The sequence below is a fragment of the Flectobacillus longus genome (assembly GCF_030056705.1).
Lineage (GTDB): Bacteria > Bacteroidota > Bacteroidia > Cytophagales > Spirosomataceae > Flectobacillus > Flectobacillus longus.
Window position 1 is genome coordinate 58,711 of record NZ_JASHIC010000028.1, and the last position, 23,937, is coordinate 82,647.

General features: G+C 37.4%; 20 protein-coding genes. 10 read left to right on the forward strand and 10 right to left on the reverse strand.

The genetic code is table 11. The annotated features are described in order from the left end of the window. Positions 1-1,890 (reverse strand): ABC transporter ATP-binding protein, encoded by a 1,890-nt coding sequence (locus QM491_RS19955; protein ID WP_283329296.1) that lies wholly within the window; start codon positions 1,888-1,890, stop codon positions 1-3. Positions 1,891-2,040: 150 nt separating this feature from the next. Beyond that, positions 2,041-3,066, reverse strand: a complete 1,026-nt coding sequence (gldB, locus tag QM491_RS19960; protein ID WP_283329297.1) for a gliding motility lipoprotein GldB — start codon at positions 3,064-3,066, stop codon at positions 2,041-2,043. A gap of 278 nt (positions 3,067-3,344) precedes the next feature. Between gldB and QM491_RS19965 the strand changes: the two genes are divergently transcribed. After that, complete coding sequence (locus QM491_RS19965) at positions 3,345-4,121, forward strand: outer membrane beta-barrel protein (RefSeq protein ID WP_283329298.1); 777 nt, start codon at positions 3,345-3,347, stop codon at positions 4,119-4,121. A 241-nt stretch (positions 4,122-4,362) separates the two neighbouring features. Here QM491_RS19965 and QM491_RS19970 read toward each other — a convergent pair whose 3' ends face one another. The 4 genes from QM491_RS19970 to QM491_RS19985 form a co-directional block, all read right to left on the reverse strand. Beyond that, the gene (locus QM491_RS19970; RefSeq protein ID WP_283329299.1) at positions 4,363-5,904 is read right to left on the reverse strand and encodes a GH3 auxin-responsive promoter family protein; all 1,542 of its coding nucleotides are present in this window, start codon (positions 5,902-5,904) and stop codon (positions 4,363-4,365) included. A gap of 418 nt (positions 5,905-6,322) precedes the next feature. Then, on the reverse strand, positions 6,323-8,146 hold the full coding sequence (locus QM491_RS19975; protein ID WP_166577226.1) for a glycosyltransferase: 1,824 nt from the start codon (positions 8,144-8,146) through the stop codon (positions 6,323-6,325). Between the two features lie 545 nt (positions 8,147-8,691). Then, entirely contained in the window at positions 8,692-9,651 is a 960-nt protein-coding gene (locus QM491_RS19980) for a glycosylasparaginase (protein WP_166553538.1), read from the reverse strand. Positions 9,652-9,744: 93 nt separating this feature from the next. Continuing rightward, the gene (locus tag QM491_RS19985) at positions 9,745-10,482 is read right to left on the reverse strand and encodes a copper homeostasis protein CutC (RefSeq protein WP_283329300.1); all 738 of its coding nucleotides are present in this window, start codon (positions 10,480-10,482) and stop codon (positions 9,745-9,747) included. 799 nt (positions 10,483-11,281) lie between these two features. Here QM491_RS19985 and QM491_RS19990 point away from each other — a divergent pair. The 3 genes from QM491_RS19990 (at position 11,282) to QM491_RS20000 (ending at position 14,664) form a co-directional block, all read left to right on the forward strand. After that, a complete protein-coding gene (locus QM491_RS19990) occupies positions 11,282-11,503 on the forward strand; it encodes a DUF2795 domain-containing protein (RefSeq protein WP_026997867.1) in 222 nt (73 codons plus the stop codon). Positions 11,504-11,599: 96 nt separating this feature from the next. Next, positions 11,600-13,060 carry a leucyl aminopeptidase family protein gene (locus tag QM491_RS19995; RefSeq protein WP_283329301.1) on the forward strand — a complete coding sequence of 487 codons (1,461 nt, stop codon included), beginning with the start codon at positions 11,600-11,602 and terminating at the stop codon, positions 13,058-13,060. 389 nt (positions 13,061-13,449) lie between these two features. After that, positions 13,450-14,664, forward strand: a complete 1,215-nt coding sequence (locus QM491_RS20000; RefSeq protein WP_283329302.1) for an ATP-grasp domain-containing protein — start codon at positions 13,450-13,452, stop codon at positions 14,662-14,664. A gap of 82 nt (positions 14,665-14,746) precedes the next feature. Here QM491_RS20000 and QM491_RS20005 read toward each other — a convergent pair whose 3' ends face one another. The 3 genes from QM491_RS20005 to QM491_RS20015 form a co-directional block, all read right to left on the reverse strand. Next, positions 14,747-15,493, reverse strand: coding sequence for a DUF5672 family protein (locus QM491_RS20005; RefSeq protein WP_283329303.1), 747 nt, complete (start codon positions 15,491-15,493; stop codon positions 14,747-14,749). 103 nt (positions 15,494-15,596) lie between these two features. Next, entirely contained in the window at positions 15,597-16,577 is a 981-nt protein-coding gene (locus QM491_RS20010; RefSeq protein WP_283329304.1) for a glycosyltransferase family 2 protein, read from the reverse strand. 210 nt (positions 16,578-16,787) lie between these two features. Next, positions 16,788-17,342: a hypothetical protein gene (locus tag QM491_RS20015; RefSeq protein ID WP_283329305.1), complete on the reverse strand. Its 555-nt coding sequence runs from the start codon at positions 17,340-17,342 to the stop codon at positions 16,788-16,790. A 201-nt stretch (positions 17,343-17,543) separates the two neighbouring features. Between QM491_RS20015 and QM491_RS20020 the strand changes: the two genes are divergently transcribed. Both QM491_RS20020 and QM491_RS20025 read left to right on the forward strand, forming a co-directional pair. After that, positions 17,544-17,933: a MerC domain-containing protein gene (locus QM491_RS20020; RefSeq protein ID WP_283329306.1), complete on the forward strand. Its 390-nt coding sequence runs from the start codon at positions 17,544-17,546 to the stop codon at positions 17,931-17,933. Then, positions 17,909-19,114, forward strand: coding sequence for a GTP-binding protein (locus QM491_RS20025; RefSeq protein WP_283329307.1), 1,206 nt, complete (start codon positions 17,909-17,911; stop codon positions 19,112-19,114). Before QM491_RS20020 ends, QM491_RS20025 begins: the two co-directional genes overlap by 25 nt. A 205-nt stretch (positions 19,115-19,319) precedes the next feature. On the opposite strand, the gene QM491_RS20030 is transcribed toward QM491_RS20025, so the two are convergent. Next, the gene (locus tag QM491_RS20030) at positions 19,320-20,396 is read right to left on the reverse strand and encodes an alpha/beta hydrolase (protein WP_166553528.1); all 1,077 of its coding nucleotides are present in this window, start codon (positions 20,394-20,396) and stop codon (positions 19,320-19,322) included. 579 nt (positions 20,397-20,975) lie between these two features. Between QM491_RS20030 and QM491_RS20035 the strand changes: the two genes are divergently transcribed. The 4 genes from QM491_RS20035 (at position 20,976) to QM491_RS20050 (ending at position 23,902) form a co-directional block, all read left to right on the forward strand. After that, positions 20,976-21,272, forward strand: a complete 297-nt coding sequence (locus tag QM491_RS20035; RefSeq protein ID WP_166553549.1) for a type II toxin-antitoxin system HigB family toxin — start codon at positions 20,976-20,978, stop codon at positions 21,270-21,272. Positions 21,273-21,275: 3 nt separating this feature from the next. After that, entirely contained in the window at positions 21,276-21,680 is a 405-nt protein-coding gene (locus QM491_RS20040; RefSeq protein ID WP_166553527.1) for a helix-turn-helix domain-containing protein, read from the forward strand. Positions 21,681-21,963: 283 nt separating this feature from the next. Next, entirely contained in the window at positions 21,964-22,605 is a 642-nt protein-coding gene (locus QM491_RS20045) for an ABC transporter ATP-binding protein (protein WP_283329332.1), read from the forward strand. Between the two features lie 43 nt (positions 22,606-22,648). After that, the gene (locus tag QM491_RS20050; protein WP_283329308.1) at positions 22,649-23,902 is read left to right on the forward strand and encodes an ABC transporter permease; all 1,254 of its coding nucleotides are present in this window, start codon (positions 22,649-22,651) and stop codon (positions 23,900-23,902) included. The last annotated feature ends 35 nt before the right edge of the window (positions 23,903-23,937 follow it).

Below are 23,937 nucleotides of genomic sequence, written 5' to 3' on the forward strand. Positions count from 1 at the left end.
TTACTCGCTTAAAATACTAGACTCATACTGTAGTTTCACAAGGTTGGCATAAATACCTTCTTCTTGTGCAAGCAATACTTCATGACTCCCTGACTCGGCTATTTCTCCATCTCTCAAGACATAAATCGTATCAACATTTCTGATAGTTGCCAAACGGTGAGCAATGATAATCGTTGTACGATTTTGCATTAGTTTATCAAGTGCATCTTGTACCAATTTTTCTGATTCAGAATCCAACGCACTAGTTGCTTCGTCAAGTACCAAAATCGCTGGGTCTTTCAAGATGGCTCGTGCAATAGCAACACGTTGACGTTGTCCACCCGATAATTTTACACCTCTTTCGCCAACAATGGTATCAAATTTTTCAGGGAAAGACTCGATAAAATCTAAAGCATTGGCCTTGCGTGCAGCTTCTATGATTTCAGCTTCAGTAGCGTTTGGTTTACCATAAGCAATGTTTTCGCGAATGGTACCTCCAAATAACATCACTTCTTGTGGTACAACGGCAATGTTTTGACGTAATGCTGTTAGATTATATGATTGTAAATCTTGACCATCTACCAAAATCTTACCACTATTCAATCGATAATAGCGAAGCAATAAACCCACAATTGTCGATTTCCCACCACCAGAATAGCCAACTAAAGCTATTTTTTTACCAGCTTCTACCTTCAGTGAAATATTTTTCAATACTTGCACATCTGGGCGAGATGGGTATGCAAAAGCAACATTATCATACACAATTTCACCTTTGACATGCACAGGTATTACTGGCTCGTTAGTAGATACTTCTCCTTCTTCGTCCAAGATTTCAAGGATACGCTCTGAAGCGCCAATCGTTCTTTGAATTTGAGCATAAATATCTCCTAAACCACCTACAGAACCACCAATAAAGCCAGTATAGATAATAAATGTCAATAATTTATCGAATGTCAATTCATGATTTTGTACCAAATGACCACCGTACCAAACAACCCCTACAATAGCTCCAAACAAAACAAAAATGATAAATGAAATAAAGCTACCTCTAAAAGTGGCAGTACGAAGTGCCCAATTCAACACTTTTTCGAGTGAAGTTGTATAACGATTTACTTCAAAAGCTTCGTTAGTAAACGCTTTTACAACATTCACAGATTGAAGGGTTTCTTCTACAATTACATTGGTTTGTGCTAATTCGTCTTGTACCTTTTTAGAATTTTTACGGATAAATTTTCCAAAAAAGAAAGCTGCTACTACCAAAATCGGGAAAGTAGATAGCATGAATAACGTAAGTTTTCCTGAGAAATAAATAATCAAACAGATCCCTCCAATTAAGGTAAAGATTTGGCGGAAAAACTCAGCTAATGTAACCGAAAGAATATCCTGTAATTGAGTTACATCCGAAGTAATACGGCTCATTAGTTCGCCTACACGGTTTTTTTCGAAGAACGTTACAGGCAAAGAAATCATTTTGCCATAAAGCTCTTTACGAATATCTCGAATCGAGCGCTCTGTTACTCTCGAAAAAGTGTAAACTCTAAAGAACGAAAACAAAGCTTGTGCTGCCAAAATTGCTAAAAACAACAGCGTCATTTGGTCGAGCGTTAGCTTTGGCAAGTTCATGACCGAGCTACTTTGCATTTGCTGCATCATAGGATTGTTGGACATGGCCTGCATTTGTTGGGCATTGTTGGGAGAAAGGATAGAGGCTACCATTTGTCCCATCAACAAAGGCACACTCATCGAGGTGATTTGTGATAAAATCAAAAAGATAAACCCGATCGCAAATGTTCCTTTGTAAGGTGCTGTAAATCTAAAAATCGATAACGCTTTTCTTAGTCCTTCTTTGGTAATTTTCTTTTTATCCTGTGGAGAAGCATCGTCTCCAAATCTATCGCTTCGCTTTGCCATGTTTGAATAACACTGTTCTCGATTCGCTGACAACAGTTGATATTAAATGAATTATTAGTTGGTTTGACCATCGATGTGATAGTCTTAAATTTCTTTAATCAATCTCGAAATCATAACATAAAATAGCGCTAAATGGTTGGCTACTTTGTATTATTCTTCGTCAGGTACTCCTTTGTATTTAGATGCCTCAAAAATACGCTGTGCATCAGGCTCTTTCATCAAATCTTGAATGGTTAGTTTTTCGTCATCATAATAATATTTTGAAACGATTCTGAATCCTATCCATCTACCAATTCCTCCTGGGCAAGCAGGGCCAATTTCAGGTGTTGAAGGGCGTTCGCCAATGTACTTTCCTTTGACAGGGCCTTGGGTCGAATACAAAAGTTTGTTATCGATAAAATATGCCCAAACTACTTCTTGATTAGCATAGGTGGCGTTTAGCTGCTCGTTTGAATAGCCCAAAAATACACTATCAGCTTTAGAAGGCATCATTACTTTTCCAAAAACATAACTTTTTCCGTACCAAATCATTTCGGCCAATAGTGTTCTATCTTGTGAATTAGTGGCATTATATCGGCTCGAAAGTTGCAATATAGCTTGTGGTACAATGACAGTCGGAGACATCTTTTTGATCTGATAATCATAAACATCAGGAAGATATTTGCCTTTTTCACCCATAAAGTAATCTAATCCAACAATAATAGTTGAATCACTTACGCGTAGTTCTGGATTAAGGATTGTTCCTTGTCCGAAAAAGCCTGTAAAAATAGTATAAATTTTAGGTTCTTTAAAGTCTGGATAATAGTACTTGATATGCTGGAAAGCATCTTTGAAGTCATTCTCAAGATTTTGATTACCAAAAAATACTTTTTCTTGGGATTGTTGATAGAAATCTTGTAGGGCTGGACTGCTAATCTGCGGAAACAGTTTGTTGGCCAAAGCAGGAAACGATGCAGGCGTTGTATTGAAATACTGGCTCGCAAAGTCCGTGTATTTTTTTAGAAAAATAAGAACGTCTTCTTCTGTTTTACAAGCAAAAAGCTCTTTGTCTAAATACTGAATCTTGACATCAACTTTAACATTACTTACATCGGGTTCGCCGTCTGTATTATTATTACAAGCCCAAAGGCATACTGAAACTAAAAAGAGAAGTCCTATTTTTGCAAAGAGATTCATGTGTATGGTGGTTGTTGAAAGCAATCAGGGTTCAAATAGTTGATTGGATTTATCTAAATTTCAATTCTTGTTCTCAAATACCTTGATATTTTAAGTTATTCTTTGGGCTTTTTATAAAGCAAAATGAGGTACTGAAATTCTCAAACCAACACCATCGACAAAATAAATTGACCAATTGTCTGTTTTATAGTTTGAAAATCAAAAGTATAACGATACAACACATCCTTGAAAACTTGTTTAATCAATCAAAAATATATCAGGTAAGTACCTGCAAAATTATGAAGAAAAACGTATTAATAGCCCTTTTTATTCTAGCTAGTATTACAAATGTCCTAGCTCAGAATCAATTATGGTCATCTAGCTTGTCGTCAGCCTCTCGTGAGTATTGGGGTGGGCGATTCAATAATATGTCAATTGGCTTTAAATTTTCGCCAGCAATTACTTTTGTTTCTTTCGAAGGTGTCAAAAACTTTAAAGGAATGTCGGATGGTGCTGCCAAAATAAATATGACAGTAGGACCTGTGGCTGATTTTTATTTTTCGCAAAAATATGCTTTTAGTACGGGGTTGTGGTACACAGTAAAAGGCATTTCGTATGATATTTATAATAGCTTTTATGAAACTGATGTCTTTGTACAAAAACCCTTGACTAAAGACGAGATTAGAGCAAACGCGGCAGAATTCAATCTTCAATATCTGCAAATACCTGTTTCACTTAAGATTTTTAGTGATCAAGTTACTCCAGGAATGCCTTTCTACATTCAGTTTGGAGGAACTTTGGATATAAATATTGCCGAAAAGCCTGTCAATTACGCCAAAAATGCTCTAGTGCAATATCGTGATAGAGTATCGCCTAATTCTGGAATTTTTGGCTTTGGTGAAGCCAACTTGTTATTGGGAGCTGGTTTTGAGAAAAAATTAGGTACTGGAACAGATGCTTTTTTCTTTGGATTACAATATCAAAGAGGACTTTCTGAAATCAACAGAGGGAGTTCATTTGCGGATATGATTACCAAAACCAACCAATTAGTGATTGATTTTGGATTGAAATTTTAGGAAAATTGTACTCATTAGGTTAAATAAATATGAGTCATCCCGAATTTTAGAATTAGGCTTATTCTCCAACTATACATCAAAAAAGGCAGTCAAAAATTATTTTTCGACTGCCTTTTTTGATATTAATAAGCTAGATCACTCATTGCTAGACGCAAAGTATTGCGTCTCTACTGTTAGAATATAGATTTTTTTAATAATCACTCATTCAACATTCACTCAATTTGTGATGACTCATATCTAGTTAATTAACATTAGCTGTATTATTCTGATTAACTACTGCTAAAACACTATCTAAATATTCTCGTGAGTTGCATAATCGTGGTACTTTGTGTTGCCCGCCTAGTTTACCTTTACTACGCATCCATGAATAGAAGGTTTCTTTTTGGACTACATTGATTTTAGGAGGAGTCAGTACCATATCTTTATAGCGCTTCGCATCATAATCCGAATTGATAGAGCGCAACGTTTGGTCTAAAACCTGATTGAATACCTCTTGGTTATTAGGTTCTTGGTCAAACTCAATAATCCATTCGTGGCAACCACTTTTGCCACCGTCCATATACACTGGCCCAGCGGTATAATCATTGATAATCGCTCCTGTAGCTTCACATGCTTTGGTGATAGCTATATCTGAATTTTCGACAATGATTTCTTCTCCAAAGGCATTGATAAATTGCTTGGTACGTCCCGAAATCTTGAAGCGATAAGGATATTTAGTTGTAAATCGAATCGTATCGCCGATTTTATAGCGCCATAACCCTGCATTCGTAGAAATGATAATGGCGTAATTTTTTCCTATTTCTACTTCCTCCAACGAAACAGCTTTGGGGTATTCTTTTTCGATTTCTTCCATTGGAATAAATTCATAAAAAATACCATAATCAAGCATCAACATCATTTCGTCTTTGCGTGAAATATCATCTTGTACGCCAAAGAATCCTTCAGAAGCATTATAAATCTCTAAATAATTAACACTTTCAGAAGGGAAAACTTTATTTCGGAACATATCCCGATAAGGATGAAAAGCGACTGCTCCATGAATGAAAAATTCAAAGTTGGGCCACACTTCTAGAATATTGTCTTTACCTGTAATTTCTAAAATTTTGTCAATTAATACCAATGTCCATGTAGGAACTCCCAATATACTTGTGACATTTTCTTGAGAGGTGACTTCCGCCATTTTTTGGATTTTCTCCTCCCAAACATCCATCAAAGCTACATCCAAAGAAGGTGTACGAATAATCTGAGCCCAAATAGGCAAGTTTTTCATCACTACCGCCGATACGTCGCCCATGACACTACGTGAATTCAATTGATTGGACGATAAACTTCCACCAATGGACAAACCTTTGCCACTAAAAACTTCGGTATCTGGTTTGTTTTCTACCAAAAGCGTCATCATATCTTTGCCACCCATAAAATGGCAATCATCGAGACATTCTTTCGATACAGGAATAAACTTACTACGGGCATTGGTAGTACCAGAAGATTTGGCAAAATGCTGGATATTCGAAGGCCAAAGAACATTCTGTTCTCCTTTCATGATTCGTTCAATAAAAGGAAACAAATCTTCATAAGAAGAAATAGGAACACGTTGCTGAAAGTCCCGAATAGAAGAAATACTACGGAAATCGTATTTTTTACCCCACTCTGTATTCTTAGCAGTTTGGATTAATTGCCAAAACATCGTCTCTTGCGTATCCATCGGCCTATCCATAAAAGCCTGAATACGAGGAAGACGCTTTTTCATGAGCCAAACTAGCGTTTCATTTAGAAAATCCATTCGCTAACTAATCTTATAAGTGTTCTAAACAAACTTAACAGAATAAATTGATTGTGTCAATATCAGGAAACTAACTCGTAGGTATTTCTGCACAAATGCAGATTTATTTTTTATTCAGAAAACAATTCAAAGGAAGTGTGCAAAATGTCGTTTGAAGACTGAATGAGGTGGTAAATGTCAGAGTTAGAGGTTGATAAGGATAAATGCACCAAAGACAAGCAAGATAAGTATTAGTGCAAAAATAAGATTTAAGTGATGCGCTTTAGGCACTAGGCAACAGGTTTTTATAATTGTATAAACACACCTTTGTTTTTTAGCTTATAGCGAAATAAGGCTGTGGTTATTTAAAAACTATTTGCCTGATGCCTTTTGCCTAGTAACTTAAATCTTATTCTTTTATTTTGACATAAAAATCGTTTTATTTTCTTCTTTTCAACGCCAAGTCATGAGACGTGTCATAGTACGTTCTTAGATTCGACCAGTCAAAGGTATCCGAAATGCTTTCGACACGGTTACGCTGGGTGATTCGTTCACGTAAACTTTGTTTGACAAACTTCAATAACATTTCCGACAACTGTTCAGCGGCTTTATAGAAGTCTTGTGTTTTACGATTTACAACCATAACTCCCCAATGTTCGTAGTCACGCATGATTTGCATCATATAATCTCCAAAACCTGACAAGTCAGACGTGATAGTCGGTACACCGCGAGCTATACATTCGAGCGGAGTATAACCCCATGGCTCATAATAACTTGGGAAAACGCCTAGATTACAGCCACGTACAAACTGCCCGTAATCAAGACCAAATAGTGGATTAGTCGAAACAATAAAGTCTGGGTGGTAAACAATTTTCACCTTATCCTCAGGATTGTTCATCAAGTTAGATTTTTGAACAAAATCTGTAATACCGTCATTTTGCTTTAGCAAGTGCGTTACGACTTTTGGACGTTTGTTGTTTTTCCAAGTCTGAATCGTCCTTCTCAAGCGCAAACGCCAATACTCATCCACAAAGTTGTTCAAGTCTGGCATTTGTAAATCGCTCGACGATGCAGATGCTTTGAAAAGCTGCTCGCCCACTTGTTTTTCGATAGAATTACAAGTTTCGCGGATTTCGTCCATTACCGCACGTGAATGCAATACTTCTGGGTCTATAGAGTGATAAGGTTGTTTGGTAATAAAGAACATTACGACCGTCTTATCAATCTTAGCTTGCTTCATTTTCCAGTTTAAGCGAGCCAACGCTTCAAGGGTCAAATCATAACCTTTGTTGCTATACTCATAACGCCCTGAGGTAAAGAAGTATAAAGTTTTCTCAAGATTGAATGGTTGACTTTGGAAGAAGTGCCCCATCACAAACTCATTGATACGGTCTTTGTATTTGGTATGTAAGTTTTGATGCTCGTGCATAGCCGAGAATCTTGTGATATTCAAACCATTAGGTAAAATCAAGTCAGGGACTTTTCCTAATAAAAACTCACATTCTTTGGCAGTGACATCACTCACCGTGGTGGTAACATGTGCCTGTAATGCTGCCAAACGTTCTAACGTGGCTTGAGCTTCAATACCATAATGACGAGCCTCTTTGAGCCAGTCGAAAGTATCTATTTTATCGTAAAAATTTGGTACGTTTCCAGCCAGATAACGACCCAACATGGTAGCATGAGTAGTGAAAACTGTTGCTACTTTAATTTGGTCTTTGCGCAAATCAGGGATAGCCGAAGCTGCCATCCATTCGTGGAAATGCGCTACAATGTCAATCTTATTTTGTTGTTCTTTGGCTAATTCGGTCAAAAATACACGAACCATTTCACCAAAAGCAATTACATGACTTACCAATTCCTCAGTATTCAACGTAGATACCTGATGACGCTCCCACAAGCCTGCCTTGAGGGCATTGATATTGTTGTAGATTGACCAAAAATCAAATAAGACAATGCGAGGCTTTCCAGTTACGAGCCAGTAACCATAATGCACGCCATAGCCCATTGAGCGCATCTTCTGAACAGTTTTACCTAAAACTGAATCATCTAAATCATGAATAGGTTCAAATTCGGCAGATGCTGTTTGTGGGAAGTACGGTCCTAGCAAGAAGTAGTCATCGCCCCATTTTTCCACCATTGAAGGGACCTTTGTACGAATTACAGTATAAATACCACCTACTTGGTTGCAGGTTTCCCAGGCAATTTCTATTAATATCTTTTGTTTTTGGGTAGCAGATTGTAAAGGATTTTGTATTTCCATCGGCTCTTAGTTATAAGGTTTGGCTGCTTGTACCAAGCTATTAGGTTGCTAATATATAAGTATATTCAATGAATAGGAAACTTAATGCCATATTTCTATTTTGGCTCAAAATGGGCAATTTGAGGCATTTCTTAATAAAATCTAATTATCAAAAAATATAGATAAAAGCCCTCAAATCCGCTAAATACAAAAGCCTTATCGAAGTACTTTTGTTATAATTAATTAATAGTCAGATTGTTATGTTTTATATATGTCTTGAGGTAAATATAATGACTTTAATATATACTATTTTTACCATTTTATAAGTACGCCTATTTAGTTGTGTAGAATAAGGTATGTACAATTATTTCTTTGAATAGTTCTTTAAGTCGTAGGCGGAAAATCTTTTCCCGAATAATAAGTTATTATTTTTTGGCTCATAAAAAATCCCTTCAAACTACAAATGAAAGCTTGAAGGGATTTGTTGCATCTACAGGAATTAAAGAATAGAATTAATAAAATATCGTCAACGCTATTTTATGTCTTTAAACGCTGTGTTATTCTTTTTACTTCATGTAATAATCTGAATCGTAAACTTTGGTGACACCTTCTTTGGTAAGCGTATAGCTAAAACCTTTTTGAATTGAATATGCACCATATTCGCCTTTTTTATTAACAGCCAAATAACCAATCTGGAATTCTTTGTAGTTATATCTTTTAACAATACGCATAATCGCAGCTTCACAAGCTTGTTGTGGTGTATGTCCATTGCGCATCAGCTCTACAATAAGAAATGAACCTAGGGTTTTCAATACAAACTCTCCTAAGCCTGTGGCACAAGCACCACCTACTTCATCGTCGCAAAATACTGCGGCACCAATTACCGGAGAGTCACCCACACGGCCGTGCATTTTGTAAGCCATACCGCTAGTGGTACAAGCTCCAGATACTTCGCCTTTTTTGCCTAATGCCAAAAGTCCAATGGTATCGTGGCGTTCGATATTAATTTTTGGCTCGTATTTAGATTCTTTTTTCCATTTCAACCAAGCCTTTTTAGAACTTTCGGTTAGTAAGTTTTGCTTTTTGAAACCCTGCGAAAGAGCAAATTGCAAGGCTCCTTCACCCGATAACATTACGTGTGGAGTTTTTTCCATCACAGCACGTGCTACCGAGATAGGGTGCATAATGCCCTCAAGAAAAGTTACCGAGCCAGCATTACCCTTTTCGTCCATAATACAGGCGTCTAGCGTAACGTGTCCATCACGGTCGGGCAAACCGCCATAACCTACCGTAATTTCATTGGGATCCGCTTCAGGAACCCATGCGCCAGCCTCTACAGCATCGAGTGCACGACCTGTTTTTTGAACCATCGCCCAAGCTGCTTCATTAGCTTTGACGTTGTTCCAAGTAGAAATAATAATCGGAAACTCAGCAGGAGCTGAATTTTGAGCTTGAGTTTGATGAGCTGCTAAGGTAGAAAGTCCAGCCAAAGCAGAGGTTTGTTGAATAAAGGTACGACGTTTCATATCTGAAAAATTGGATGTTTGGGGTACGGTGGAGGTATGTTCAGTTATTCAAATAAGTTGTTACTCAATCTATAAAAATAGAATTCAAAAATGCTAAGCAGATTTGAATAGTGCTACCACAGCACGAATTTTTTCGACATTTGAATACATCACACCATATTCGGGTACTTCCGAAAGACCGCCCATAACAATATCTTCTTTTCTATACTCCATTTCGGAATCTCTGGTTGATTTGCCCGTAAAATGTAATGCATTGGGTTTTAATTCTGCTAATTTCAAAGCATTACGAACATTTACCCCACTTCCAATCATCACCTCAATACGTTCATTGGCTTGCTCAATTAACGCTTTAAGATTATCAGCCCCTTCTTCTGCTAGATTTTTTTGTCCTGAAGTTAGGATACGTTTACAACCTGCTTCAATAATATCTTCGAGTGCTTGAAGATAATCAGGAGTCATGTCGATGGCACGGTGAAAAGTAACTGGCAGAGGATGAGCTATTTCGACGAATGCCTTTGTCTGTTCAACATTGACACGACCATTTTTTTCTAAAATACCTAAAACAAAACCATCTGCTCCGAGTTGTTTGGCAGAGAGCATATCTTGTTTCATTTGCTCAATTTCCAATGCTGAGTAGCAAAAATCGCTACCACGTGGACGAATCATGACATGCACCTCGATAGAAGTATGTTGTTTGGCTAGTTGAATAAGGCCTGCTGATGGAGTTGTGCCACCTTCGTAAGGCGAAGCACACAGTTCGATACGATTGGCGCCTCCTTGCTCGGCAGCGATACATGATTCGAGCGAGTAAGCGCAAATTTCAATTTTCATAAAATATTACCAGAAAAAAGGGATTTTTAAAATATATGTAAAGGTATCATTTCAAGTGACTTTTGATGAATCATTTAATAAAAAAATTTAATAAGTACTTAACAAGATTTTATTTAACGGTAAAAAAATACCAAAGTTTCATGTTTGAATAGCTTAGATACGGTAACCTAGGGTAAACATAATGCTGTAGCTTGAGCCGTAGGAGAGAATAATAAGAATAGTGCGTAGTAAAGGAGTTTTTTTAGACTGAAATGTTTCATAGAGTGTGAAGAATTAATGTGGTGTAAAATATGCTGCAAATATAGTCGTGATAGAATATTCTTCAAGACAATATCCAGAATCTTATTTAAGTAAAATCGTTGGGAGAAGATTTTGTTAGGATATAGGTATCTATAGATTCATAATCAATTAGTTATGTGTCTCTTTCGTAAAAACCCAAAAATTAAAGGCACTTTTCAGAAAAAAACAGGGTTTTGAATATACTTTTTTATAGAAAAATTAGTTAATTACGCATGAGAAAATCAAAATAGAGATAGTATTTGGGCTTTTTTTGTAGAAATAGAGAAAAAAGGTAGGCAAATAACCCCATATTTATCATTTTGAAAATTTATTTGAATTATCTAAATAATTACAAACCAGTAATGTTGGTAATTTCAAAAAACTTGTACTTTTGCAGTCCTATTAAATCAATCAAAAAAATAGGGGTAAAATAAGCATTTATAAAAGACATAATTAATTTATAGTCAGTTGTTTGCTCTATTACCTTCGTTTAATCAGTAACCAAATTTAGAGAAAGAATATGTATTGGACACTAGAACTTGCATCATACCTAGAAGATGCTCCTTGGCCAGCAACAAAAGATGAATTAATTGACTATGCGATCCGTACAGGTTCGCCGTTAGAAGTAGTCGAAAACCTACAAGAATTGGAAGATGATGGTCAACCTTACGAGAGTATCGAAGAAATCTGGCCAGATTATCCTACAAAAGACGACTTCTTCTTTAATGAAGACGAATATTAATTAATCCCCATAAAATGCCACCCCCAAGGTGGCATTTTTGGTTGATATACATTGGCAATCAACACTGCTACCCGATTGCCGTAAGCTTTCAAAACTATGTCTGTTATTCTTTCTTCTTCTTTCGATACTCAGGCGCAAAGCCGTTTATATGTCCTAAATCAAAGTGATGATTTATTGACACAATTACAAGTTATAGCCAATCAAGAAGCTTTTGATGCGGAGGTTTTGGCAAAAGAATTTAAGGCAGAGTTAAAGGAAACGTTTTCGTTTTATACCACTCAAGCCCAAAAAGTATTTTTCTTAGGACTAGGAAAAAATGCTGATTCTGCGCAAGTGATCAAGGCTTTACGCTATTTCTTCCACCATCAAAAAACAAGAATAGCTGCCCAAATAGATGTTGTTGTTTCGTCCCTTAATCTTGAACAACTCGAATGGGTTGCCAATGGTATTGTGTTGGGACAATACAACAGCAAACTCTACAAAACAGAAAGTGAAACTGTTTCAGAGGTATTTGGTCAAAATGGTCAGATTAACCTAGTCGCTGGTGAATTATTCGGTGAAAATGCCAAAAATTTAGTTGATAAAGGCATTGCCACAGCCGAAACTCAGATGGAGATTTTTGATTTGATGAATGCTCCAGCCAACAAGAAAACGCCCCAGGTCTTATGTGACTGGGCTGTAGCTTCTGCACAAAAATTTGGTTATTCTGCTCATATCATCGACCGACCTGCCCTAGAGAAAGATGGTTTTGAGGCGTTATTAGCGGTAGGTCAAGGAAGCGAGCATGACCCTGCTATGATTGTGGTCGAATATCGTTTTCCTTTGCCACAAAAAACAATTGGGTTGGTAGGTAAAGGGGTAACTTTTGATACAGGAGGTATTTCTATCAAATCCTCTACCAATATGCACCTTATGAAATCGGATATGGGAGGAGCTGCCGCAGTGTTAGGTACGGTAGAACTAGCAGCCAAACTCAAACTTCCTGTGCATATTATAGGGGTTGTGCCTACTTGTGAAAATGCTGTAGATGCCAAATCTTTTAAACCAAGCGATGTTATTGGTTCTTATTTAGGAAAAACCATCGAAATAATCGACACTGATGCTGAGGGACGCGTGATTTTGGCGGATGGATTGGGGTATATGGTCAAAAATTATAAAACCGATTATCTAATTGATTTGGCTACTTTGACGGGAAGTTGTATCTCGACATTGGGCTATCATGCAGCAGGCTTATTTACCAACAATGACCAATTGGCAACTCGTCTTAGTAACGCTGGTTCACGTACAGGAGAACGTTTGTGGAGGCTGCCTTTGTGGGATTTGTATAAAGAAGATATAGCCTCTGACATTGCCGATGTGAAAAATTATTCGGGAAAACCTATGGCAGGAGCTATCTCTGCGGCTAAATTTTTGGAAGTATTTACCGAAAATCATAATAGCTGGGCACACCTCGATATTGCAGGTACAGCCTTTGGTGATACAGAATTCGTTCCAAGCCGAGCGGGCACTGCCTATGGTATTCGTTTGTTGATTGATTTTATTGAAGGAGTTTTGTAAAAGAAGGCAACAGGCAACGAGGCACAAGGCAAAGAGTGTTTGATTGAATGGCTAGTTCAAGACTTAGTCTTGGACTAGCTTTTTTAATAGTTTTGAAACTGAACCCATCACTCTTTATCTGAAGGTGTCGCAACGCTTGAATCGTTTTTATTCGTTTTGTCTAGTAACAAGATTATTTCTCACTTTATGCCTGTTTCCTAAATATTTTCCCTTCTGTTTTTCTTTCAATCCCCATCTTTTTTGCTATATTTAAGAAAGGTATCAAAGGCTTTAATCAATAAAGTCGTGTTGTTGCATAGCATTGAGACTTTCTGCCCTTTTAGTTCTGGTATCTTCTTTTAGTGTACCTCTAAGACACTCTAACCAAAACAGATATAGCCCTTTACTTTATGACAAAAGAATTAACCTTTTTATGTATCTCAACCTATTTCAAAGGCAATGAGTTTTTGCGTGCTTGTAAGCAAGCAGGAAATAGGGTTTTCTTGTTGACCAATAAAAAACTAGAGCATCGTCCGTGGGCACGTGAAGCCGTCGATGAGTTTTTTTACGTAGAAGAGAAACCCGATGGAAGTATAGATATTCAAGAGATTATTCTTGGGTTAGGTTATGCGATGCGCTCCCGAAAAATAGATCGTATTGTCGCACTCGATGATTTTGATGTAGAAAAAGCAGCTCATCTCCGCGAGCATTTTCGTATTCCTGGCATGGGACAAACTACAGGACGGTTGTTTAGAGATAAATTGGCGATGCGTATGAAGGCAGAGGAGGCAGGAATTAATGTGCCAATGTTTTCATCTTTGTTTAATGATAATGACGTATTTGAGTTTACCCAAAAAGTGCAGTTTCCTTGTGTGGTAAAACCTCGCTCGGAGGCTTCTGCTACGGGTATTCGTAAAGTTCATAACTCAGAACAATTGTGGGAGGTGGTGCATTACTTAGGCGAACGCCGTCCTGAATATCTGGTGGAGCAGTTTCGTCCTGGGGATGTTTACCACGTAGATTCCTTGACGGTGGGTGGTCAGCCGATTTTTACACGCTGTAGTCGCTATTTATCAACTCCAATGGAAGTAGCGCATGGTGGTGGAGTGTTTCGCTCTATGACCGTGGAAGTTGGCTCGGAGGAAGATTTGGCTTTAAAAGAAATGAATGAACAGGTATTGAAAGCCTTCGGAATGAAATTTAGTGCAAGCCATACCGAGTTTATTCGTGACCACGAGACAGGAAAGTTTATCTTTTTAGAAACAGCCTCAAGAGTAGGAGGGGCACATTTGGCCGAAATGGTAGAGGCTGCTACGGGTATTAACCTATGGCGCGAATGGGCAAATATCGAAACAGCTATGGCTCGTAATCTGGAATATACTTTACCCGAAGTGCAAAATACGTATGCTGGTATCTTGATTTCCTTGACTCGTCAGCGATATACCGATCCTATGATTTTTGATGATTCGGAAGTTTGTTGGCGTATGGACGAAGAGTTTCATGTAGGCGTAATTGTAAAGTCTGAATCGCAGGAGCGTGTAAAAGAACTTTTAGACAAATATGCCCAAGTGGTATTTTCGGGCTATCATGCTTCAGCCCCAGTACCCGATAAGCCAACAAATTAAAAAAAGGCAATATGCTGTTAGCCGTAGGCATTAAGCAATTTAAGAATAGCTTAATGCTTATAGCCTACGGCATATTGCCTTTTTACATATATTTTTCCCAAAACTCATAATCATATTTTTCCCAAGCATGGCAACCGAAGGGGAGTTGTTGGTTATTGAGTTCATAGCAGAGTTGAGGATGTTGTTCAAATCCAAATTTTAATGCTTGTTGCCAATTAGGAAGCTTTAGTAATGGTCTATATGGACGAAGCTGAATAAAGTGAAGCGAAAACAAACCATCTTCATTTGAAATCCACTCTTTTTTGAAAAACTTCAAAATCTTCAAGAAACGAATCATGGCATTGACCCTTCTTAACGAAAACCCTCCATTCATAAAAATTCGACGGAATTGGTGATAATTTCCTGGAAGTTTGCTTCCGATATTCCATCGTTCAGGTTCGATATGAGGTGAGCCCACATAATCAAAACCTGCATTACACCACTCTGTAAGTTGATCACTAAAAATAAAAGCATCCAACTGATAAATCAGCATATATTCGTAAGCCGTAAAAGCTTCATAAAAATGCACAGTCGTAAGCAAAGCATTATAGCCTTCTATGCCTTTGAAATATTTATCCTCAAAGCTTTGAAATTGAATAGCAGCGTGCTGTTGCTTCAAATGCGCCAAATCCAAAGATTCGGGTTTGATAATTACGATAGGATAATGCCCCAAAATTTTGATACACTGTTCAAAAGACTTTTGCTCAAACGGTGTCATATCAGATTTATACATCGGTATCACCACTGCAACCTGATTTTTCTTTGGAGTAGCTTTTATATGTTTGGACATTGTGTTTGCTGGTTGAGGTTTTAGGCACTAGGGGATAGGCAAAAAGGGAACAGAGAAAATAGATATTTTTTACTAATCCCTTTTTGCCTGACCCCTCTAAAACTTATTCTATTATATCCCCCAATAAAGTTTTCCACCAATGTTTTTGAGGGTCGTAGTATTTGCCTGTCAAAAACTTAAGTGTAACAGGGAATATTCTTAACAAACGATTTTCAGGTAATTCAAGTCTAAATTTGACAAAATCTAGATGTGATTCCAATTTGGCAAATTGACTAGCAGGTACTTCTGGATAATATTGTTTGAGTAAAGCCAAAGTGGATTCTAAACGATGTAATTCTTCCTGAATGGGAAGAAGTTTTTCGGCCCTAGGTCTCGAAAAACGTTGTTTGAAGCTAACAGCTTCGCCACCACCGCCAAAACCTACTTGCTGAGCACTATGACGACGGTACAAAATGAGTTCTTCATTGATGAAACCAATCTGATTTTTGAGCGCCAATGAAATAGACATCCACGCATCATGAATCAAATCTTTTACCGATGTAGGGAAAGGCAACATTTTGGATAGTGCACTTTTACGTAATGCTACCGTAGCACCAGTCACTACATAACCTTTATACAAAATCTGAGCAGCGCCACCTGCTTGCCAGATTTTTTGCATATTATCATCAAACATGACTTCCTGCCAGATTTTTCCTGCTATGCGCTCTGATTTTTCATCCATCATACCAGCATTGCTAAATACCATTTGTTGCTGAGGATTTTTTTCGAGATAGCCCACTAATTTTTCAACCTTTTCAGGCATCCAAGAATCATCTTGATCACATAAGAAAATAATATCTCCTTGGCACAATTGAAGACATTTTTCAAAGTTTTTGGTTGAGCCTAGTTGTGAGTCATTTCTATAAAAATATATCGGAAAAGGAGCTTTGTCTTGAAAAGCTTTAACAATATCAGCAGTTGCATCGGTAGAGCGGTCGTCGCAAATTACGATTTCATTGACCGAGCGAGTTTGGTTCAGAATACTTTCTAATTGTTCACCTAGATATTTGGCACCATTGTAGGTGCAAAGCGCTACTGAAATCATCGAGATTGGTTGGTATATGAGCTTTTATAACCCTTTTTGTAAATTCTTGAAAAACTTAGTTTTAGGAGTTATAAGCATAAAAAAATCTGCAAAAACACACAAATATAGAGGTTTTTGCAGATTCGATACTAAGAGGTATAGGTACAAAGTGTTGATAAAATGGATGAAATACCAAAAGTGTTTTATCACCACCACATTTTACTAGGCAAATTATTTGATTGTTACATTGAATTGTGCATCAAAGTCTGTACTTCCTTTAGCTGTACCATCTTTGATAGGCACACCATTTTGTGGTGGTTGGTGATACAAAACAACTCTTAATGTTCCTGTTCCTGCATTGGTTGTAACAGCCGAAGCTTTTAGACCAATTTCTAGGTTTCTATTGTCTTTATCAGTACGGGTTATCGTCAACAAATTGCTTGGTGTTGGTGTGTACACGAACAGGTGCTCAAAGCTTTCGGCTTCTATTTCTGATGTAATATCCTCTGCTGGACTTTTGCTTTCGTCCAATACCTGTACCGTTACACTGTAGGTTTTGTTGGCATCTAAACTGATATTATCTACTACAGGAGCATTACCACCGATACCATCAATATCCTTAAATGCAAATGTTTTGGTGACACCTCCCGATGTAAAGTTGAGCTTTAACGTCGTAAGGTTTTCGCTATCCTGTACAGGGTCAGGAGCGTCTTTTTTACAACTACTAACGGTAATGACAGCAATGGCTAAAGCCAAAATTGTGAGGGGTTTACGTAAGTTTTTCATAAATGAGTGTATTAAAAAAGGACTACGAATGTCAGTTGTAGCAAAAGGTAATTTGAGAGTGCCTGACAAAGTGTTTTCGTTGATTTTTGTTTAGTTGAATTAATGCAATGGTGTTGCAAATATAAAAACATATTTTAAATATTCGCAATAATGTTGCAAAAATGAATTTTGATATTCTATATTTGCAACAATGTTGCATTTATGGAAAATTTGAGAAAAAACACTTTTGATTATGTAGGCATAGTTAGTTCGGGGATATGCCTTATACATTGTATGCTGATGCCGATTATGCTATTGTTTAAATGGGAGGTTCAGTTGGAGAGCTTGGGGTTTGCGCATCATCCTACTTGGGATTATTTATTTATAGGCTTGGGCTTAATAGCCGTTTGGATGAGTTCACACAAACATACGCCCAAAGGCATCCGAATAGGACTTTGGGTGGCGTATCTCGTTTTTGTTTGGGCTTTACTCTATGAAGACCAAGTCTGGTTTGCGCAGTATTTGGGGTGGATTGCCTCTTTGGGGTTGATTACGACACATTATTTTAACATAAAATTTTGTAAAAAATGTCAAACAGAAAATTACCAGTAACAGTATTGAGTGGCTTTTTGGGTGCTGGAAAAACCTCTTTACTCAACCATATTTTACATAATAAAGAAGGCTTGAAAGTAGCAGTAATTGTCAACGACATGAGTGAAGTAAATATAGATGCTCAGTTGGTCAAACAAGAAAATGTACTTTCAAGAACAGAAGAAAAGCTGGTCGAAATGTCCAATGGTTGTATCTGCTGTACACTTCGTGAAGATTTGATGGTGGAGGTTGAAAAACTCGCCAAAGATCAGCGTTTTGATTATTTGCTCATAGAGTCCACGGGTATATCGGAGCCTTTACCTGTGGCTCAAACTTTTTCGTATGTTGATGAAAACAGCGGAATTGACCTTTCTCGTTTTGCCCAACTAGACACGATGGTGACTGTGGTTGACTGTTTTAATTTTGCCAAAGACTTTGGCTCTATTGATACTGTCTGGACTCGCGGCCTCAATGACGAAGATCCTAATGACCAACGCACCATCGTAAATCTATTGACAGACCAAATAGAATTTGCTAATGTCATTGTTTTGAACAAAACCGATTTGCTTCCTCGCGAAAGAGTTGCGGAGTTAAAGACCATTATTCAGAAGTTGAACCCTGAGGCTAAAGTTGTAGAATCGACTTTTGGAAAAATTGAAACCTCCCATATTCTCAATACAGGCTTGTTTGATTTCGAAAAATCCTCGCAATCGGCAGGCTGGATTCAAGAATTAGAAAAGGGGAGTCATACGCCCGAAACCGAGGAATATGGTATTAGTTCTTTTGTCTTTAGAGACGTCCGTCCATTCCATCCTACACGTTTTTGGAATTACATTAATCAACATTGGCATGCAGGAATTATTCGTTCTAAAGGCTTATTTTGGTTAGCTTCAAGACCTAAAGATGCCCTAAATTGGGGACAGGCGGGTGGTTCGCTTCGTGCAGATTACGCAGGAAAATGGTGGGCTGGCGTACCCAAGTGGGAGCGTTCTTTTTATCCTGCTTGGAAAGACTCAAAAGACGAAATCATGAAGCGTTGGGATGAACGATTTGGCGACCGTATCAATGAATTAGTGATTATTGGGCAAGATTTAGATAAAGCATTACTCATTCAAGAGTTACAATCTTGTTTATGCACCGAGGAGGAAATCAAACAAATGGAAGCCAAGAAAAAGTTTGAAGATCCATTTCCTGAGTTTTAAATAATTGTGAATGAGTGATTTGTGAATTAGTGAATATGCGCTTGTATTGTTATCTAGTGAGCGACTTGGTCTAGGACTAGTAATTTTTGAAATACAAAAATTTTATATAAAGGTAGTGTGATGCAAAAAGCCATCTTCCCGTGGAAGATGGCTTTTTTATGTGATAAAAAATCACTAAATCACTCATTCACAAATCACTCAATGATTAAAAGAATAACCATTCGATGGCTTTAGGGAATTCTTTGCCCCATTGTGATTCGTTATGTTTTCCTTCAGGGTCGAGAGAAAGATTGATTTCAATCTTCTTGTTACCTTGACGAGTAAGTGTTTGTTTGAGCTTTTCAACATTGGGAATCATAGAATGACCTTCGCCACCACCCGCATAAGCATAAATCTTAGCAGGTAAATGACTCAAAAAGTCAATCGCATCGAAATAAATATTTGGAGAAATCCATAAAGATGGCGAAAACAGCATTAATCTTCCAAATACCTCTGGATACATCAATCCTGCATAAATACTCACCAAACCACCCAACGAGCTACCACCAATACCTGTGTGCTCACGATCGGTGAGGGTACGGAAGTTGGCATCGATATAAGGCTTCAAAGTACGGCTAATAAATTGTACATACTTGCGACCTTCACCTTTACCCAATTTAGGGTTATTGTATGGAGAATACTCTTTGTAACGATTTTCGCCACCGTGTGCAATAGCCACAATAATCACATCGCCATGACCACGAGATGCTAATACCGCCAACTGCTTGTCGATACCCCAGTTGCCAAATTCAGAACCTTCTTGGAAAAGGTTTTGAGCATCTTGCAAATACATAACAGGGTATTTTTTGTCGGTTTTGTCATAATCATGAGGCAACAAGATATATACCGCACGTTTGGTATCAAACTGAGGCATATCGAATGAATCAGAAATCAATCGGATTTCAGGCATTAAGTCTTGTTGCAAGTTGGAACCGTCTAAGCGCCAGTGTGGCACAAAGTCGTGCATGACACCTAGTTTTTTGGTAACTACTCTATTATAAGTAGCGTTACCAAATTCATCCAACTCAACTTGATTCCAGCCACCTTTGGTGTACTTGTATTCAAGTTTTTCAGGAAGTGGTACAGAGTGTGGAAACTTCAACACATATCGTCCTTCCTCTGTTTTCTTCAAGCGGAAATCTTCCTTGTCGGGGAGCCACCCGTTAAAATTGCCAGATATATAAATTGGGCGGTCGTCTTCAACTGGGGTGGTTAGTTCAAAATATAATACGTTGTTACTCATAGCTTTCTACTCAAAAATTGCTGTTCCTCAAAAGTGGACGCAAATTTAGCAAATTAGCTGTTCTATGCTATTCTAAATTTGAAAACTTCTATAATAAATTAGCAAAAACATGCTAAATTTTACCAAAATGGGACTTTGAGAAACGCATAATTAACAAATGATAACTATACATTGGGTGTTTATGATAGAATGATAAAGCCAATGTTAAGGACTTTCTACTCTAAAGTAAAAAACTTAGAAACGAGACAAAAGCCAAGGTTTAAAGTATCTAACTAATTATTAGATAATCTCTTATAATGGCATTATAGGCGATGAATATACAAGGATGTAAGCGAATTAGGAGAAAGCAACTCAAAACTATATATTTGATTAAAATAATTGAAAATGGCTACATCATGAAATTCTACCAACCTACCATTCGCATCTTCGTTGATTCATCCTTAGAATCATCAAAATATCTTATTTGTTTTCAAATCCATTTCTGAGAAAATTGACAGTATAAACTATTAAAGTTTCAAAATATGCTGACAATCAGTTTAAGCTTAAATTCCCATTTTGGGAATTTTTATTATATTTGCTATGAGAATATTTACGAAAGGAACCATTAGAGATTTTTGGAATAAATATCCCGACTCTGAATCTTCATTAAAAACTTGGTATGAAGTGAATGAAGAGTATGATTTCAATAGCCCAAATGAAGTCATCACATTGTTTAAGGATGCGGATACCGTTGGGAATGGGAGAATTGTATTTAATATATGCCATAATAAATACAGATTAGTGGCTAAGTACGAGTATTCTCGTAAACTTGTTTTTGTTAGATTTCTTGGTACTCACAAAGAATACGATAAAATCGAAGATATAAAAAACCTTTGAAGGATGACAAATCAGCAAATATCAGCCCTTGATTCCATTGTAATCAAGCCCATTCGAACAGAAGAAGAATATCATAATGCTAGCCAGATCATTGAAAATCTAGTTGATGCAGATTTGATTGAAGATGAATCCATTAGAAATAAAGCTTTGGATATTCTAGAGGCAGTTACTGTTTTGGCAATTGAATATGAAAAAAAACATTACCCTGTCGAAAAATTAGATGCTATAGACGCCATCAAACAGCGCTTGGAAATGCTTAATTTATCACAAAAAGAGGTAGCCAAATATTTTGGTGGTGAAAATCGTGTTTCCGAAATACTTAATAGAAAAAGACCGCTTACGCTAAAGGTCATTAAAAATCTCTATCATCATTTAGGAATCCCTGCCGAGATATTGCTAGCCATGTAAAACCCTATCTTTAAAATATCTTTAAATCCTCTGAATAACCCACAGTTCGGTACGTTTTGATGAGCTTAGTGTTTATATTTGTAATAAAAACTGACTCATTTACAGACAGAAAATATTGTATTGTGCGAAATGAATGAAGGTATTAGCTTTTGGAACTGAAAATTATACCAATCCCTAAAAACCGATTCTTATCAAGCAGATATTTTGCTTGATCATAGCATTTGATGAATTACAAAGGCTTACTCGCTCAATTATCTATCAACCCAAAACATATTCATCAACTGTGATAGCTACTCAACAATTAACTTTTGCGTATCCGACTCAATCTAATGTTCCGACCAAACAATTTACGTTTCCCGATTTCAGTTGTGCTGATGGTGAAACTATGTTGATTTTGGGGAAATCTGGTCGTGGTAAAACTACTTTTTTGCACCTAATGGCGCTTTTATTGAAGCCAACGGGTGGTTCTATTCAAATTCACAATCAAGAAATAAGTCATTTTGAGAGTGCTCAAGCAGCAGCGTTTCGTGCTGCCAATGTGGGGATTATTTATCAAAAACCTCATTTTGTACATTCGCTAAGCGTATTAGACAATTTGCTGTTGGCTAACTATTTGGCAAACAAATCTTTAGCTAAAGAAAAGGCTCAACACTTAGCCGAAAGTCTAGGCTTTGCAGACCATCTTGCTAAAAAAACAACACAATTGTCACAAGGTGAACAACAACGTGTGAGTATTGCCAGAGCGTTGATGAATAATGCTTCTGTAATTTTGGCAGATGAGCCTACGTCCAATCTCGATGACGATAACTGTTTGCGCGTAATAGATTTATTAAAAACTCAAACTTCTGAAATAGGAGCAAGTCTAGTGGTGGTAACCCATGATCAGCGTCTCAAAGATGTTTTCGAGAAGCACTTGTACTTATAGAGTTTTGAATAAATCTTGTGACAAATTACTAAATCGACTAAAAATGAACTTATTACATATTTCTTGGAAAAACCTAAAAGATAAACCCCTAACCAGTTTCCTGAGTATCTTACTGATGTCCTTAGGGATAGCCATTATCTCTTTGTTGTTATTGGTTGGCAAACAATTAGAAGAAAAATTTACCCGAAATATTCAAGGAATAGATATGGTATTGGGCGCCAAAGGAAGTCCTCTGCAATTGATTTTGGCAGCAGTATATCAGATAGACTCGCCAACGGGCAATATCAATATGGCAGATGCTATGCGTTTTACACGTAATCCAATGGTACAATCAGCTATTCCGCTTTCGATGGGGGATAGTTATCAAGGCTATCGTATTATTGGCACAACTCCCAAATATATTGAACATTTTCAGGGCGAATTTGAACAAGGTAAATCCTTTGAAAATGCCCTAGAAATGGTAGTAGGTGCCAAAGTTGCTCGTAACCTAGGTCTCAAAGTAGGTGATTCTTTTGCAAGTCAGCATGGTTACGATGGCGAGGGTGACCATCACGAAGAAAGCAAATTCAAAGTAGTAGGGATTCTTAAGCAAAGCAACTCCGTTCTGGATCAAGTATTGATTACCCCACTCGAAAGTGTTTGGGCTGTACACGAGCATCATGAAGTAGAAGAGGCTGGAAAAGGTGCCAATGCCTTGAAATTGCTTACCGAAGACGAACACAGCGAACAAGCCGAAGAGCATCATGAGGATGAAAAGGAAATCACAGCGATGCTCGTAAAATTTAGAAACCCAGCCATGGGGATGATGATTTCGAGAAGTATTAACGAAAACTCTACGATGCAGACTGCTACGCCAGCCATTGAAATGAATCGTTTGTTTGCCTTGATGGGTGTTGGGATTGATACACTGAAGCTAATCGCCTTAGTCATTATTATTGTTTCGGGTATTAGTGTATTTGTTTCCTTATATAATTCGTTAAAAGAGCGAAAATATGAAATGGCTTTAATGCTATCGATGGGAGCGAGCCGTACAAAATTATTTTTACTTTTGTTGTCAGAAGGTTTGATTATCAGTATTATAGGCTATGTGACAGGTGTATTGCTAAGTCGTTTAGGCTTAGGGATTATGGCGCAGAATGTCGAACAAAACTTTCATTATGACTTTGGCGTTTTATCTTTGTTGACCGAAGAGTTGTGGTTATTGGCAGGAGCATTGGTAATCGGTTTATTAGCGGCAGCGATTCCTTCTTTAGGTATTTACAAAATAGATATATCAAGAACTCTGGCCGATGATTAAGTAGGAGTAATGAGTTAAGAGTGAAAATCCTACAG